We start from the raw sequence: 15,773 nt of genomic DNA on the forward strand, positions 1-15,773 counted from the left end.
GTGCGCACCGGAATCTGGCTGGTCGGCGCCCGCGGGTCGGTGGCCACCACCGTGCTCGCTGGCGCGGCCGCGATACGTGCCGACGGAGCTCCGCCCACCGGGTGCGTCGCCGAGCTGCCGGACTTCGCCGGGGCCGCGCTGCCGGAACTGTCCGACCTCGTCTTCGGAGGTCACGACGTCGTGGACGTTTCACTGGGCAAACGAGCCGAGCACCTGGTCCGGGCCGGGGTGCTCCCGGCATCGACCGCACAGCTCGTGGCCGGTGATCTCGAAGCCGCCGACGCCGAGCTGCGGCTCGCCGATCCGGACGCCGGGAACACCGGACCGCAGGCCGCCGAGATCGAGCGACTTGTCGACGACCTGAGCGGATTCCGTGCTCGCCACGAACTCGGCCCGGTCGTCGTGATCAACGTCGCCTCCACCGAGCCGCCCTGCTCTCCCCAACCGGCGCACCGGAACCTGGCCGCGCTGGAAACCGCGCTGTGTGGTCGCAGTCCCGTGCTGCCACCGAGTTCCCTCTACGCCTACGCGGCTTTTCAGGCGGGTTGCGCCTTTGTGGACTTCACTCCGTCGACCGGTGCCCGGCTTCCCGCGCTCCACGAACTGTCCCTGCGCACCGGGCAGCCGTATGCGGGACGTGACGGGAAGACCGGTCAGACACTCCTGCGTTCGGTGCTCGCTCCGATGTTCGCCCAGCGGGGCCTGAACGTGCTCGCCTGGTCCGGGACCAACCTGCTCGGCGGCGGCGACGGCGCGACATTGGCGGGCCAGGGCGCGGCGGCCAGCAAGAACGCGGCCAAACGGCGTGTGCTGGAACGGAATCTGGCCGGGCGGGTCGACGGGGAGGTGCACATCGACTACGTTCCGGCGCTCGGCGACTGGAAGACCGCGTGGGATCACGTGTTGTTCGAAGGGTTTCTCGGTGCGAGGATGAGCCTGCAGCTGACCTGGCAGGGGTGCGACTCCGCGCTCGCCGCGCCGCTCGTGCTCGACCTGGCGAGGTTCACCGCCGCGGCCTGCCGGGCCGGTGCCGCTGGTCCCGTCCCGGAGCTCGCGTTCTTCTTCAAGGACCCGGTGGGCGACGTCCCGCACGATCTCGCCACGCAGTACGCGATGCTGCGTGACTGGGTGCCGCGATGAGGGCGCTCGCCGAACTGGTGCGCGCCCCGGCCGCGCTGACGGTGCCGGGAGACGCGCTGGCCGGCGCCGCCGCCGCGGGCTGGCCCTTCGGGCGCCGCACCTTGCCACTGTCCGTGGCCTCGGTGCTGTTGTACTGGGCGGGCATGGCGCTCAACGACTATGCGGATCGCGCGGTCGATGCCACCGAACGACCCGAACGGCCCATCCCTTCCGGGCGTGTCTCGCCCGCGGCGGCGCTGGGGCTCGCGATCGGCCTCACCGGCGGCGGTATCGGAGTCGCTGCCGTCACCGGTGGAGTCCGGGCACTGCGCGTCGCCGTGCCACTGGCCGCGACTGTGTGGGCGTACGACCTCCTCCTGAAGGCGACGTCGTGGGGGCCGGTCACGATGGCGGCGGCCCGCGCGCTGGACGTGCTGCTCGGTGCGGGCGGGGCTCGCGTGGCCGTTTCTCCCGCCCTGATCGTCGGCGTGCACACGCTCGCCGTGACCGTGGTTTCCCGGTCCGAAGTGGACGGTGCGAAGCCTGTCGTCCCCGCCGCCGCACTGACCGCCACCGTGGGGGCCGGCCTGGCGACCTGCCTGGGCGGGACAGCGAACCCGGTGACGACCTCGGCGTTTGCGGGCACTTACGCGGTAACGACCGGGAGGGCCTTGTGCGACGCCGTCCGCGATCCCAGCGCACCCCGCGTCCGGCACGCGGTGGGCACCGGGATCAGCGGCATGATCCCGCTGCAGGCCGGGCTCATCGTCCGCACCGGCGCCCGGCGGGCGGCGCTGGGCGTGGCCGCGGCGTTCCCGCTGGCGCGGCTACTGGGCAGGAAGGTCTCCCCGACATGACGCTTCGATTCGGCTACGGCACCAACGGGTTCGCCCACCACCGGCTCGGCGACGCGCTGCGGATACTGGCGGATCTGGGGTACGAAGGTGTCGCGCTGACCCTTGACCACCACCACCTCGACCCCTTCGCCGCGGGACTGTCCAGCCGCGTCGCGGCGGTCGCCGCGGATCTCGCCCGGCTCCGCCTCGGCGTCGTTGTCGAGACCGGTGCGCGGTTCCTGCTGGATCCGTGGCACAAGCACGCGCCGACCCTCCTCGGGCCCGGCCGCGAGCGCCGGCTCCGGTTCCTCGGCCATGCCGTCGAGATCGCGGCCGACCTCGGCGCGGAAGCGGTATCCCTGTGGAGTGGTGTCAAACCGGCGGGCCTGCCCGATGCCGTGGCATGGGATCTGCTCGTGTCCGGGTGCGCCGACGTCCTGGAAACGGCCGGACACCACGACGTCCGGCTCGCCTTCGAGCCGGAACCCGGCATGCTGGTGTCCGATCTGGACGGTTTCGACATGCTGTCGGCGCGGCTCGGCTCACCTGATCGCCTGGGGTTGACCCTCGATATCGGGCACTGCCGGTGCAACGAACACGCGCCGGTTCCGGATTGTGTGCGGCGAGCGGCACCACGGCTGCTGAACGTCCAGATCGACGACATGCGTCGTGGCGTGCACGAACATCTGGAGTTCGGCGAGGGCGAGATCGACTTCTCGCCCGTGCTCACCGCGCTCGAGGGCGCGGGGTACCGCGGACTGGTCTCGGTCGAGCTTCCCCGGCATGGTCACGCGGCGCCGCGAGTCGCACGCGAGTCGCTCGCGTTCCTCAAGCAGATGGCGGGAATCGGGGTCACGACGTGAACCTCGACGAACTGCGTGCCGTGCTGCACACCTCGCTGGCTCCGCGGGGTGCGGCGTGGCTGGCCACCTCGCTGGACCTCGTCGGCAGGGACAGCACGGCGATCCGCGCCCTGTTCCCCGCCGCGGGCAGGCACTGTGGCCGCGGGCCATTGGCTGCCACGTCACCGGCTCTCGGGGGATGGACCATCGAGGATGCCGCCCGGGTCGTGTTGTTCGCGGCCGCGGTCGACGTCGCGGACGAGCTGGCCGGCCTGTACCGCGATGGCTCCGCCGCCGAGCAACGCGCGCTGCTGCTCGGGTTGTCTCATGTGGACGTCGGCGCCCGTGGATTTCCTCTCGTCGTCGAAGCGTTGCGCAGCAACGATCCGCGGCTTGTCGCCGCCGCGATGGGCGACTACGGAGCGGAGGTGCTGGGGGATGCCGCGTATCGCCACGGCGTGCTCAAGTGTGTGTTCATGGGTATTCCGCTGGCCGGTGTCGCAGGGCTCGGCAAGCGTACCGACGACGAACTGGTCCGGATGATGCGCTCGTTCGCCGCCGAGCGCGCCGCGGCGGGACGGCCGGTACCCGACGACCTGCTCGCCCGCGTCCCCGGGCTCAGCCGACAGGACAGCTGATGCGAGTCTTCGATCCACACGTACACATGAGCTCACGCACGACCACGGACTACCGGGCGATGCGGGATGCCGGGGTCCGCGCACTCGTCGAACCGGCGTTCTGGGCCGGGCAGCCGCGCACCAGCGTCGGCAGCTTCGTCGACTACTTCGCCGCGCTGATCGGCTGGGAACCCTTTCGCGCGAGCAGATACGGCATCCGGCACCACTGCACGATCGCGCTCAACCCCAAGGAGGCCAATGATCCGCGCTGTGTGCCGGTGCTCGACGTGCTGCCACGGTATCTCGAAAAGGACAACGTGGTCGGTGTGGGAGAGATCGGTTACGACTCGATGACCGCCGAGGAGGACGAGGCGTTCTCGGCACAGCTCGCGCTGGCGATCGAACACGGCCTCCCCGCGCTGGTGCATACCCCGCACCGGGACAAAGCTGCCGGGACCGTGCGCAGCATCGCGGTGATCCGGGAGTCCGGGCTGAGCCCGGAGCGGGTGGTCCTCGATCACCTCAACGAGGTCACCGTGCGGGCGGCCAAGGACTCCGGCTGCTGGCTCGGCTTCTCGATCTACCCCGATACCAAGATGGACGAGACCCGTATGGTCGCGATCCTCCGTGAGTACGGCACGGAGAAGATGCTGGTGAACTCCGCGGCCGACTGGGGCGAAAGCGAACCGCTCACGACGGTGCGTACCGGTGCGGCGATGCTCGCAGCCGGCTTCGGTATCCACGACGTCGACAAGGTATTGTGGCGCAACCCGGTCGAGTTCTACCAGCAGAGCGGCCGTCTCGACATGTCCGAAGCGGACACGGCGGACACCGAGTACGGAGGCAACTCGGTGCTCCGCGGTGAGCGGAAGGGATAGCGGTGCGATTCCGCCATCGGGACGGCACGCTCGTGCACCTCGCGTACTGCACCAATGTCCACGCCGCCGAAGACCTCGACGGTGTGGTCGCCCAGCTGTCCCGTTTCGGCGAGCCCGTGCGGCACGCGTGCGGTGCCGGCCGCCTCGGTCTCGGCCTGTGGCTGGCACGGCCGGTCGCGGCGGGGCTGGTGGCCGATCCGGCGGCACTGCGACGACTCCGCACGGAACTGGCCGCACGCGGCCTGGAAGTGGTGACGCTCAACGGCTTTCCTTACCGCGGATTCCACGAACCGACGGTCAAGTACACCGTCTACCACCCGAACTGGGGTACGGCGCTGCGCGCGCGGTACACAATGGACCTGGCGCGGCTGCTCGCCGCACTGCTGCCCGAAGACGCCGCGCGGGGAAGTGTGTCCACCTTGCCGCTCGCCTGGCGGTCCGATTGGCCTGCTGCTGCCCGGCGTGGCGCGCACGAACGTCTCGACCGTCTCGCGGCCGGGCTGGCCGAACTCGCAGGCGAGACGGGAAAGCGAGTGCGGGTCGGGTTCGAGCCCGAGCCCGGGTGCGTCATCGAAACCACGGCGCAAGCCGTGGAGCACCTCGCCCGGCACGACAGGGATTGGCTGGGCGTGTGTCTGGACACCTGTCATCTCGCGGTGGCCTTCGAACGACCGGCCGACGCGCTGGCGAGGTTGGCCGCGGCGGGCCTGGACGTCGTCAAGGTCCAGGCATCCTGTGCTCTCCAAGCCGACGCACCGTCCGATCCGGACACCCGGCGCGCGCTCGAGTCCTTTGCAGAGGACAGGTTCCTGCATCAGTGCAGCGAGGGTGGGTTGCGGCGGACCGACGATCTCGGGGCAGCGCTGGCGGGCGAGCTCTCCGGCAGGGCGCCATGGCGAGTGCATTTCCACCTTCCGCTGCACACCGATCCCGCGCCACCGTTGCGATCCACCCGGCCCCAGCTCAGCGCGACATTGGCCGCATTGTTCGGGGGCGCGCACGCGCGCACCGACCACGTCGAGGTCGAGACCTACACCTGGCGAGTCCTGCCCGATTCCCCCACGGACACCGGCCTGATCGCGGGACTCGCAGCAGAACTGGCCTGGACGCGGCGCGAGCTGATCGCACTAGGCCTGCGAGAGGAGACCGCGTGAGCCTGCTCGTGCTCGATGTCGTGGGTCTGACCCCTCGGCTGCTGCCGCACATGCCGGGCCTGCGACGGATGGCCGAGCCCGGGTTCACCGCGTCACTGGATACGACGTTCCCTGCCCTCACCTGCCCGGTACAGTCGAGCTTCCTCACAGGTCTTCACCCGGCGGGACACGGGATCGTCGGCAACGGCTGGTATTTCCGGGAACTCGGCGAGGTACTCCTCTGGCGACAGCACAACGCACTTGTCCAAGGAGAAAAGCTATGGGAAGCGGCGAGGAGCACACGGCCCGGCTGCCGCGTCGCGAACGTGTGCTGGTGGTATGCGATCGGTGCCACCACCGACCTCGTCGTGACCCCGCGTCCCGTCTATCACGCCGACGGCAGGAAGGAGCCGGACTGCTACACCCGGCCGCCGGAACTGCACGATCGGTTGACCGGTGAACTCGGTGACTTCCCGCTCTTCACCTATTGGGGCCCGACGGCCTCGCTGACGTCTTCCCGGTGGATCACCACCGCGGCGCGACGGCTCCTGCTCTCCGGCAAGCTGGATCTGATCCTGGTCTACGTCCCCCACCTGGACTACGACCTTCAGCGTTTCGGCCCTGACGGACCGGAAGCGGCTGCCGCGGCGGCGCAGGTCGACGGGGTCCTCACGCCCCTGCTCGACGCCGCGACGGCGGCCGGGCACACAGTCGTCGCATTGTCGGAATACGGCATAACCCCGGCACGGCGTCCCGTGGACGTCAATCGTGCGCTGCGGCGCGCGGGGTTGCTCAACGTGCACATGCAGTCCGGCATGGAGTACCTCGATCCCTGGACTTCCCGTGCGTTCGCCGTGGCTGATCACCAGATCGCCCACCTCTATGTCCGGGATCCCGGCGACGTGCCGAGGGTGGCGAAGGTGGTCAGCGGACTGTCCGGTGTGGACACCGTGCTCGACAGGCGGGGGCAGGCCGCCTTGCGCGTCGACCACGAGCGGTCGGGGGAGCTGATCGCCATCGCGGAACCCGATGCGTGGTTCACCTACTACTACTGGCTTGACGACGACCGTGCGCCGGATTTCGCGCGTACGGTGGAAATCCACCGTAAACCCGGTTACGACCCCGCGGAACTGTTCTTCGACCCCGCCGATCCTCTGGTGAAGCTTCGCGCCGCCGCGGCGCTGGTCCGCAAAAAGCTCGGCCTGCGCTACTCCATGCGAGTGGTCCCGCTGGATCCCGCACCGGTGCGCGGTAGTCATGGCCGACTGCCGGATTCGGCCGCCGACGGCCCGGTGCTGCTGTGCTCCGACCCACGACCGGCTCGTAACCGTGTCCACGCCACCGAAGTCAAGTCGTTGTTGCTGTCCCTGCTCTGACGAGGCTCCGTGCTGCTGTTCGTGCCGGTGCGGGGTACGCGAAGCGGGCGAAATGTTTCGGTGTATGTCTCGGTTGGCGCCGAGACGACTCGTCGATCAGGGGCTGCTTTACTGGACTGGTCAACGGCAGATCAACCGACGAGGGAACCGGACACGGGGCGAGGAACTCCGCGGTCCGGCGGGGCGGGCGGACGTATCCGGGCCCCGCGCCCGTCCATGGTCGTCGCGGTGTGCTGCCGAGGAGCCCCGGATCCGCGTCCGGCCGGAGTGACCGAGCATCGAGGTCGATGAGATGAGTCTGTCCGCTGATCGTGAGCACAGTCCTGGCTACGACGAAACCGTCCACACCGTGGAGTTGTCCGAACTCCACCCCGGGAATTCGCCGCGTATGGCGGGGGAGAGCGCGGAGCACATCCGAAGGATTTCGGAGTCGGACAACGCGATTCCCGCGATAGTGGTGCATCGTCCGACCATGCGGATCGTCGATGGAATGCACCGGTTTCGCGCGGCGAAGCTGAAGGGCGATCGGTGTATCCGTGTGCGTTTCTTCGACGGTTTGGAGAAGGACGCATTCGTGTTGTCCGTTCGGCTGAACAACCGGAATGGCCTGCCGCTTTCCCGGGCCGATCGCTCCATGGCCGCAAAGCGGATACTGGTGTCGCATCCGCAATGGTCCAACCGGGCCGTCGCGTCGGCGGCCGGCATCTCCGACAAGACCGTCGCGGCGATCCGTCATCGTTCAACCGCGGAAATACCGCAGTTGAACAACCACGTCGGGCAGGACGGCAGATGCCGCCCGCTCGACATCGTCGCGGGACGGCTACGGGCGAGTGAGCTCATCCTCGAGAAACCCGATCTCCCCCTGCGCGAGGTCGCCGAGAACGCACGCGTCTCGCTCGGTACGGCGCTCAACGTGCGGGACCGGATACATCGGGGTGAGCACCCTGTCCCGCGGCGTTTTCGCCCGCACACCACCGCGGACGGCGGCGAGGGGGCGGGGCGGCGGAAGCCCGGCCCACCCGCCGGAGGGACGAACGACTTCCAGGTCCTGTGCCGGGACCCGTTCCTGCGATCGCACCGGGAGGGGCAGGCGATGCTCCGGATGATCTCGGCGAACATGCATTTTTCCCAGGAGGACCTCGAGCTCTTCTCCCGGAATCTCCCGTCGTATTGCAGTCCCCTGCTCGCCCAGGCCGCGCGGCGCTGCTCGGAGGTGTGGCGGCACATAGCGTTCATGCTGGAGAACAGGACAACGTGCTAGGGCGGTGAAACGAATGCGGCACAGCGGGAAACGTCAGGTCGGCCCGAGTGTCTACATCGACGTCATCGATGGTGGGCAGGTGACCGAATCCGCCGAAGAATACGAACGGCGGATGCAGGAGGAGATGTCCGGCATCTACCGTGACGGCCTGGACGTCTGGCGGACGGAGGACGTGGTACGGGCGCCGTACCGTTACCTGGCCGGTGTGCTGGGTGACGCGATCGGCGGATGTCGCGTGCTGGACATCGGTTGTGGCCGAGGGGTGGATGTCGCCGCCCTGGCGGCCGCGGGGGCCGTCGCCACCGGGGTCGACATCGTGAGATTTCCGGAATGGGAAGGAATACGGCAGCGGAATCCCGGTGCACGATTCCTGCATGGCAATCTCATCGAGCTGTCGCGCGAGGGGCACCTGCCGGACGAGCATTTCGATGCGGCGATCGACACCGGCTGCACGCACCACCAGCATCCCGAGCGGATCACGCCCTTCGTCGAATCCGTCCACCGCACGCTGCGCGCGGGCGCCACCTTGGTGATCGAAACCTTCGGGGCCGAGGCCGGTGGCGTGCTCATGAGGAACGAGATGGGCAGGCTGTACCGGGATTACACGGTGGCGGAGTTCACCGGTTTCCTCGGTGACCACGGGTTTCGGAGCCAGGTGGTGCACAAGTTGTCCAGGGGGCCCGGCCTGCACTGTCTCGTCGGTGTCTTCACCCGGGTGTGAGCCGGACGCCGAGACCCCTGCCGTGCCGGCGCCGGACGGACCGCCGCGTCGTTCCAGAGCTGAGGTGACACCAGTGACACGAAAGGGACCGCCGGCGTTCCAGCTCGTCACCGATCGCCCCGGTCAGTGGTCGGCCATCCGCTATCGCGGGCTGCCCCGCCGCCCGCCCGCCGAGGGCGAGGTCGAGATCGCCGTCGACGCCGCGGGCCTCAACTACTACGACGTCATCAAGGCGCTGGACCTCACGCCGAGCCACAGCGGGAATCCCGCCCTGTTCGGCGGCGAATGCGCCGGCACGATCACCTCGGCCGGACCGGGGGTCACCACGTTCGCCCCGGGGGACGCCGTGATCGCTTGCGCCTTCGGTGCGGCCGCGTCGCACGTGGTGGCGCGCGCGGACCACGTCCAGCGCATTCCCGACGGCTGGACGACAGCGGAAGCCGCCGGTCTCGTCCTGGCCGCGGCCACCGCCTGGCACGGCCTCGTCCAGCTCGGACGGCTCACCGCAGGCGAAACCGTCCTCATCCATTCCGCGGCCGGTGGCGTGGGTCTCGCCGCCATCCAGGTGGCGCGGCTCGTCGGCGCCCGCGTCGTGGCCACCGCGGGCACCGAGCGAAAGCGGGCCGCACTGCGCGGGTTGGGGATAACGCACGTCTTCGACTCCCGGTCCGGGCAGTGGAGCGAGCAGGTACGGTCCGCGACCCGGGAACGAGGAGTGGACGTGGTGCTCAACTCCCTGACCGGGCGAGCGGGTGAACACAACCTCGACGCTCTCGGCGAGGACGGGCGGTACATCGAGCTGAGCAGATTTTCCATCAACCAGGGCGGGACGCTGGCACTCGGGCCCTTCGCCAAGCGGCTCACGTTCTCGGCGGTCGATCTGTCCGGCTTCATGCGGACACGGCCGGACCGGTTCGCGGCGCTGCTCGCGCAGGTGGGGCAGCTGGCCGCGGCGGGCTCCCTCGCCCCTCTCCCCGTCGCCCGGTGGCCCTTCGCCGGGGCGGTCGCCGCCCTGCGCGAGTTCGCCAAGGGCAGGCACATCGGGAAATTCGTGCTCGTGCGGCCGGAAACCGTCCGGAACGTCCTGCCGGATCCCTGCCCGATGTCCGAGCCCATGGTGCGGTCCCGGGCGTAGGACGCGAGCCCGTGCAGCTCGTTCACGAATCGGAGGAGTGATTTCTGTGCAGCCACCCGAATTGTGCGACAGCTGGGCGATGGACCCGGAGCTGGAGATCGACTTCCGTGCGGTGTGTGCGCGGTTCCCGGCTCTTGGCGAGTTCTTTTCGTCGCTCGGCGGAACATCCTTGCGTGAAGTGCCGAGCCCGCGTAATGGTGCTGGAATACTGGCGAAGTGTGAATGGGAGAACCCCTGTGGGTCGATCAAGGACCGTACGGCCTTCGCCCTGCTCGCCGACGCGCTGCGGGATGTCGATTCGGCACACGAGGTCAGGCTGCTCGAGTATTCGGGCGGAAACCTCGCCGAACCGCTCTCGGTGCTGGCCGGGTCACTGGGCATCGACCTGTCGCTGTATCTCCCCGGGTGGACATCGAAGGACTACGCGGCGAACCTCCGCTCGCGTGGGTGCCGTGTCGAGCTCGTCGAAACCAGCCGCGGCTTCCTCGGCGTGGTGGAGCAGGCCTGCCGGCACGCGGGCCGGGAGTCCGGGCTGACCTTTCTCTACCAGCACCGCAATCCGGCCAACTGCTACTTCCACAAAACGACCACGGGCGCCGAGATCGTGTCGCAGCTCTCGGGAATTCGCCCGGATCTCCTGGTGGCCTCGGTGGGAACCGGCGGCACCATGATGGGCGTGCTCATGGCGCTCCGGCAGCGGTGGCCCGAGCTGCGCGGGGTCGTGGTCACACCACAGGAATTGCCTTACGGCACCTTGGCGGCCCCGAAAGGGGAGCGGTTGTATGCCGGCTCCGGCGGGGTCGGATTCGGGATGCGGCAACCGTTCGTCCGGGAAATCGAAGAACACGTCGCCGAATTCCGCACGGTCGCGCGTCCCGCCGCGCTGTACGGGATGCTGGATTTCTTCCAGCGGACCGGGACCAGAATAGGAAGCTCGGCCGCGGCGAACTGGCTGTCGGCCTGGGAGGTCGCGGCCGCACTGCGGCCGGACCAGTGGGTGGTCACCCTGTTCCCGGACGCGGGCAGCCGGGACGAGTGGCAGGAGATCACGGGCTGAGGACAAGATTCGGGCAGGACATGAACGGTGAGTGATGGCAGTGGTGGGACGATTCGGGGAACTGAGCCGGGAAGACATCACGACAGCCGTGCGGCGAGATCCCTCCATCAAACGGCGGCGCGAAGCGATTTTGTACCCGCACGTACTCGCGTTGTTCGCCCATCGCATCGCACACCACCTCTACGGCAGGTCGCATTTCGGTGCCGCGCGGCTCGTGGGCCTGCTCGGCAGGTTCCTGTCGGGGGGAATCGATATCCATCCCGGTGCCACGCTGGGACGGCGCGTGTTCATCGACCACGGGTCGGGTGTGGTGATCGGCGAAACCGCGATGATCGGCGACGACGTGACGCTGTACCAGCAGGTCACCCTGGGCGCCCTCGGCTGGCAGCGGGACATGCTGCGCGGCGGATCGGAGCGCCGCCACCCGATCGTGGGAGACGGCGTGACCATCGGCGCGAAGGCGTCGGTGCTCGGTCCGGTCGTGATCGGCGACGGTGCCTACATCGGCGCGCACGCCCTGGTGACCCACAACGTGCCGGCGCGGGGCCGGGTGCGAGCACAGCCGGCCGACGTCGGATCGGTGGAGGTGAGCCAGAACGGCAGGGACAACCGTGCCGGCCCCGGTGCCGGGGACGTCAGCCGGCCACTGCCGCGTGAATGACGTCGAGCAGGCGGCGGACGTGCGCCAGGTGGGTCCGGAAGGACAGCACGCAGATCCGGATGTAGTAGTGGCCGTGCAGAAAGGTTCCCGAGCAGAACGCTTGTCCCGAAGCGTTGATACGTTCACGCAGGTCCTTGGTCGCGGCGTCCCCGGCCCGCAGCCGGAACACGACGATCGACAGTTCGGGCGGCCAAGGACACTCGAGCAGTGGCTCGCGCGCCAGTTCCTCGTGGACGAGCCTGGCGAGTTCGAGCTTTTCCTCCAGTGCCGTCCGGAACGCGTGGACACCGTGGACGCGCAAGGGAAACCAGACACGGAGGCCACGGAATTCCCGCGTGCGTTCCGGGCCCATGTCGACCAGGTTCGTGCGCACCTGGTCGCTCTGGGCGAAATCACGCAGATAGGGCGGCAGCTCGTCGGCCGGTGTGTGCCCGCGCACCAGGGTCCGGCAGTCGCGTGCCAGCACGACTCCCGTCCCGTAGGGGAGGAACAGGCCTTTGTGCGGATCGAGGACGATCGAGTCGGCCCGGTCGAGGCCGTCGAAGAGCGCACTGCCGTGCTGGGTGAGGCAGAAGAGCCCGCCGTAGGCCGCGTCGATGTGCAGCCACAGGCCGTGCTCCCGCGCCACGTCCGCGATGGCGGCCAGTTCGTCCACCGTGCCCGAACTCGTCGTGCCGGCGGTGGCCACGACCAGGAACGGCCGCTCGCCTCGCGCGCGGTCTCGCTCCACCGTCGCCCGCAACCCCGCCGCGTCCATGCTCAGCCGGCCGGTGGTGGGAACGAGCCGCGCCGAGGACGGCGGCAGACCCGCTATGCGCGCGGCCTTCGCGACACAGTGATTGGTGTTCTCGGTGAGGTAGAACGTGGCCCGCGTCAGGTCGTCGCCGAGTTTGTCGTGCCGCGCCGCGACGACCGCGGACAGCGTGGCCAGTGAACCACCGGTGGTCAGCACCCCGCTCGCCGTGTCCGGCAGCCCGGTGATCTTCACGAACCAGTCCACCACTTCCTGTTCTATCGCGGCGAAAGCCGGTGCCATGACGCGGCCCGGCACGTACCGGTTGAGCCCTCTCGCCACCAGTTCGGCCACCGCGGAGGTGAACAGCCCGCCTCCCGGTATGAACCCGAAGTGCCGTGGCCCGGCGGTTTCCACGGCCGCCGACGCGGCTGTGAAGGTCTCCGCGAGCACTTCCGCCGGTGCCGTTCCCTCGTCGGTGATCGCGCCGGTGCCCGGACGCGCCGGGGCGGGCACGACCGGATGCTCGTCGAGTTCGGCGAGGAAGCTCGTGAGCAGCCGCAGCGCCTGGTTGCCCACGTCCAGCATCTCATTACGGGAAAGGTCGAGCCCGATTCCTGGCAAAGTGCCGCACACCCCCGGCTGGTCGTTGTCCCGATCCTCATTGCTGAGGTTTGGTGATGGATGTTCAATGGTTCGCGGTCTCGCCCGGTATCGCAATACCCGGCGGTTTTCCGGTGGACACTCCAAGCCCGGAGCGCTAGATTCGCAGGTGCCCTGCTGGTGGACGTCGGCCGGCCCGGCCTCCGGTACGGAGAACCATCGAATCGGGCGATTCCGCGTCACCGTTCGCGTCCGGTGCTTTCAGTTTTTGCGCCACGGAAACCGTTCGACGGGGGCCGGCTCGTTCAGGAGAGGCTGAGGTGATCTCTTGGTACTCGGGGAGAAGGAATGGGAAAACGGGCGGCCGTACCCGCCGGGTGAAGTCGCGCCCCATGCCGGCGCGTTCGGCCGGGCCAGGGTGCGGACCTGTGTCGACCTGCCGCTCACCTGGCAGTCACCGGAGATGGCCGAAACACAGATACTCACCTTTCACGGTCTCGCCGACGGCGGGGAACATTTCGCGCTGCGGGTGAACGGGGGCGCTGGTGACGGTCCCTGCCTGGTACGGATCCACTCGGAATGTCTCACAGGCGACCTTTTCGGCTCGGGACGCTGCGACTGCGGCCAGCAGTTGTCGGAGGCGTTGCGCATGATGCGGGACGAAGGGGGCGTGCTCATCTACCTGCGCCAGGAAGGACGCGGCATAGGCCTGTACAACAAGCTGGACGCCTATGCCCTGCAGGACTGCGGCCTCGACACCTTCGAAGCGAATCTGGAGCTGCGGCTGCCCGCCGATCAACGCGACTACACGGTGGCCGCCGAGATGCTGCGGGCCATGGATATCCGGACGATCCGGCTGTTGTCCAACAATCCGTGTAAACGGGAGCAGGTGGAGAACGCCGGGATCTCGGTCGCCGAAGTCATCCCGACCGGTGTGTACCTGAACTCGCTGAACTGGCGGTATCTCGCGGCCAAGGTGACCAAGGCCAGTCACACCATCGAACTCGACTGACGCGAAGGGCGCACGGATGGCGGACACACGCGGAGTTCGCGGACGCATGAGCGCTATATCGGCAACGGGGGACCGGAACTCGTTTTTCACTCGTTCGGATGATCGCGCGAACGAGTGTTCGCTTTGCCTATCGGAGCGGCCTTCGTCGTCGATTTCCTGCTATGGCAACGGATTCCGCGCACAAACCCGCAATGAAGCGGGGGACTTGACTTATACTTTACTCGAAGTATTACCGTGCGGCGCATGAAGTCTTCGCAGCGAAAGCAGGGCACGTGGGCGGAACTCGTCTCGCGTCATGGGGGCGTCTCGAGTGTGATCGGCGGCGGCGTCCTCATTGTCGCGCTGAACATTTACATCGTGTCCAGTCTCCTGCCCACCGCGGTCGCCGAGATCGGTGGCGAGGAGCTGTACGCGTGGAGCACCAGCCTGTACATGGTCATGATGGTGATCGGGTCGACACTGGTGAGCTTGTTCCTCAGCAGGCTGGGCGGGGTGAACGCCTATTGGGTCGCGTTGGGCGCGTTCGCGCTCGGCTCGGTGATCTGTGGCCTCGCGCCCGTGATGCCGGTGCTCCTCGTCGGCCGGGTTCTCCAGGGATTCGGCGGCGGCCTGTTGCACGGACTGGGCTTCGCCATGGTGCAGCGAGCGCTTCCCGAGCGGCTCTGGTCCCGCGGCATGGTGCTGATCTCCGGGATGTTCGCCGCCGGGAACTTCGTCGGCCCGGCCATCGGCGGGGTGTTCGCCCAGTTCGCGTCGTGGCGCTACGCCTTCGTCGTGCTGGCCGTCGCCGCGGTGGCGATCGCGCTGGGCGCGCGTGCCTCGGTGCCCGCGGGTGACCGCAGCGGGCCGGTGGCACCGGTACCGGCCACCCCACTGCTGATCGCCGCGGTCACGGCGGCCATCAGCGTGGCGGGCATCGTGCGGAACGGCTGGGCGACGGCCGCGCTCCTCCTCGGCGCCCTCGTGCTGCTCGCGGTGTTTCTCGGGGTGGAACGCCGTGCCCGCGCGCGGATACTGAGCCGGCTCGTGTTCGTGCGCGACAACCCGCTCAAGTGGTTGTACCTGACGACCGGGGTACTCGCCTTCGCGATCGGCACGGAAGCGTTCCTGCCGTTGTTCGGTCAGCAGCTCGGCGGCATGTCACCCGTGGTCGCCGGGTTCTTCGGTGCCGCGCTCGCCCTCGGGTGGACCACGGTCCAGCTCGTCACCGGGACGGCCGAGCGTCCGGCGGTGACCAGGATGCTCCGGCTGGCAGGGCCGGTGGTGCTCGCGATCGGCCTCGCGCTGCTCGGGTTCCTGATGCGGGATCACCCGCCCGGCTGGCTGATGGTGTTGTGGGCCGCCGCCGCGTTCCTCGGGGGGAGCGGTATCGCGATGGCCATGCCGCATCTGGGCGCGGCGACCATGGCGGTGACCGCCGATCCGGACGAAGCCACCAAGGCGTCCGCGGGAATCGCGACGGTGCTGAATATCGGCAACGCGTTCGGTGCCGCGCTCGCCGGCGTCCTGGTCAACCTCGGCGGCTCCTCGATGCGGACCTCGGCGCACTACCTGTTCTTCACCTTCGCGGTCATCTGCGCTTTCGGCGTGGTGACCGCGGGATTTTCGTTACGTGGCAAGGTCGACGAGCCGGTCGCGCAACGACGCTGAGCCCTGCGCCGGTGGCCGGCCGTGGATACCGTGGAGAACGCGGCCGCGCTCGGCCACCGCGCAGGTGATGCCGTGGGCGATGCGACGACGCCCTGAGCGATTTCTCCTGCCGCCGGAGCGTACCGGAAACACGCGGCTC

At 68.7% G+C, this 15,773-nt stretch carries 15 protein-coding genes; 14 read left to right on the plus strand and 1 reads right to left on the minus strand.

Annotated features, from left to right (window positions below; translation table 11 throughout):
* From ACFWX1_RS31985 to epsC, 12 genes are all read left to right on the plus strand, one after another.
* The gene (locus ACFWX1_RS31985) at positions 1–1,140 is read left to right on the plus strand and encodes an inositol-3-phosphate synthase (protein WP_378393482.1); all 1,140 of its coding nucleotides are present in this window, start codon (positions 1–3) and stop codon (positions 1,138–1,140) included.
* Entirely contained in the window at positions 1,137–1,976 is an 840-nt protein-coding gene (locus tag ACFWX1_RS31990) for an SCO3242 family prenyltransferase (RefSeq protein WP_378393483.1), read from the plus strand. The genes ACFWX1_RS31985 and ACFWX1_RS31990 overlap by 4 nt, the downstream gene beginning before the upstream one ends.
* The gene (locus ACFWX1_RS31995; protein WP_378393484.1) at positions 1,973–2,818 is read left to right on the plus strand and encodes a sugar phosphate isomerase/epimerase family protein; all 846 of its coding nucleotides are present in this window, start codon (positions 1,973–1,975) and stop codon (positions 2,816–2,818) included. The genes ACFWX1_RS31990 and ACFWX1_RS31995 overlap by 4 nt, the downstream gene beginning before the upstream one ends.
* Positions 2,815–3,435, plus strand: a complete 621-nt coding sequence (locus ACFWX1_RS32000) for an EboA domain-containing protein (protein ID WP_378393485.1) — start codon at positions 2,815–2,817, stop codon at positions 3,433–3,435. Before ACFWX1_RS31995 ends, ACFWX1_RS32000 begins: the two co-directional genes overlap by 4 nt.
* Positions 3,435–4,292, plus strand: coding sequence for a TatD family hydrolase (locus ACFWX1_RS32005; protein ID WP_378393486.1), 858 nt, complete (start codon positions 3,435–3,437; stop codon positions 4,290–4,292). The genes ACFWX1_RS32000 and ACFWX1_RS32005 overlap by 1 nt, the downstream gene beginning before the upstream one ends.
* Positions 4,293–4,294: 2 nt before the next feature.
* Entirely contained in the window at positions 4,295–5,446 is a 1,152-nt protein-coding gene (gene eboE / locus ACFWX1_RS32010; RefSeq protein ID WP_378393487.1) for a metabolite traffic protein EboE, read from the plus strand.
* The gene (locus ACFWX1_RS32015; protein ID WP_378393488.1) at positions 5,443–6,801 is read left to right on the plus strand and encodes an alkaline phosphatase family protein; all 1,359 of its coding nucleotides are present in this window, start codon (positions 5,443–5,445) and stop codon (positions 6,799–6,801) included. The genes eboE and ACFWX1_RS32015 overlap by 4 nt, the downstream gene beginning before the upstream one ends.
* 292 nt (positions 6,802–7,093) lie before the next feature.
* Positions 7,094–8,062 (plus strand): ParB/RepB/Spo0J family partition protein, encoded by a 969-nt coding sequence (locus ACFWX1_RS32020; RefSeq protein WP_378393489.1) that lies wholly within the window; start codon positions 7,094–7,096, stop codon positions 8,060–8,062.
* Positions 8,063–8,075: 13 nt separating this feature from the next.
* Complete coding sequence (locus ACFWX1_RS32025) at positions 8,076–8,783, plus strand: methyltransferase domain-containing protein (RefSeq protein ID WP_378393490.1); 708 nt, start codon at positions 8,076–8,078, stop codon at positions 8,781–8,783.
* 73 nt (positions 8,784–8,856) lie between these two features.
* Positions 8,857–9,918: a quinone oxidoreductase-like protein 1 gene (locus ACFWX1_RS32030; RefSeq protein ID WP_378393491.1), complete on the plus strand. Its 1,062-nt coding sequence runs from the start codon at positions 8,857–8,859 to the stop codon at positions 9,916–9,918.
* 46 nt (positions 9,919–9,964) lie between these two features.
* Complete coding sequence (locus tag ACFWX1_RS32035) at positions 9,965–10,975, plus strand: pyridoxal-phosphate dependent enzyme (RefSeq protein WP_378393492.1); 1,011 nt, start codon at positions 9,965–9,967, stop codon at positions 10,973–10,975.
* A 34-nt stretch (positions 10,976–11,009) separates the two neighbouring features.
* Positions 11,010–11,636, plus strand: coding sequence for a serine O-acetyltransferase EpsC (gene epsC, locus ACFWX1_RS32040; RefSeq protein ID WP_378393493.1), 627 nt, complete (start codon positions 11,010–11,012; stop codon positions 11,634–11,636).
* On the opposite strand, the gene ACFWX1_RS32045 is transcribed toward epsC, so the two are convergent.
* Positions 11,611–12,957: a pyridoxal phosphate-dependent decarboxylase family protein gene (locus ACFWX1_RS32045; protein ID WP_378393494.1), complete on the minus strand. Its 1,347-nt coding sequence runs from the start codon at positions 12,955–12,957 to the stop codon at positions 11,611–11,613. The genes epsC and ACFWX1_RS32045 overlap by 26 nt on opposite strands.
* Before the next feature lie 343 nt (positions 12,958–13,300).
* On the opposite strand from ACFWX1_RS32045, the gene ribA reads away from it, so the two are divergent.
* Both ribA and ACFWX1_RS32055 read left to right on the plus strand, forming a co-directional pair.
* On the plus strand, positions 13,301–13,984 hold the full coding sequence (gene ribA, locus ACFWX1_RS32050; RefSeq protein ID WP_378393495.1) for a GTP cyclohydrolase II: 684 nt from the start codon (positions 13,301–13,303) through the stop codon (positions 13,982–13,984).
* A gap of 243 nt (positions 13,985–14,227) precedes the next feature.
* A complete protein-coding gene (locus ACFWX1_RS32055; protein ID WP_378393496.1) occupies positions 14,228–15,634 on the plus strand; it encodes an MFS transporter in 1,407 nt (468 codons plus the stop codon).
* Positions 15,635–15,773: the final 139 nt, after the last annotated feature.

It is taken from the genome of Amycolatopsis sp. NPDC059021 (assembly GCF_042739895.1).
In the GTDB taxonomy this organism is placed as follows: Bacteria; Actinomycetota; Actinomycetes; order Mycobacteriales; family Pseudonocardiaceae; genus Amycolatopsis.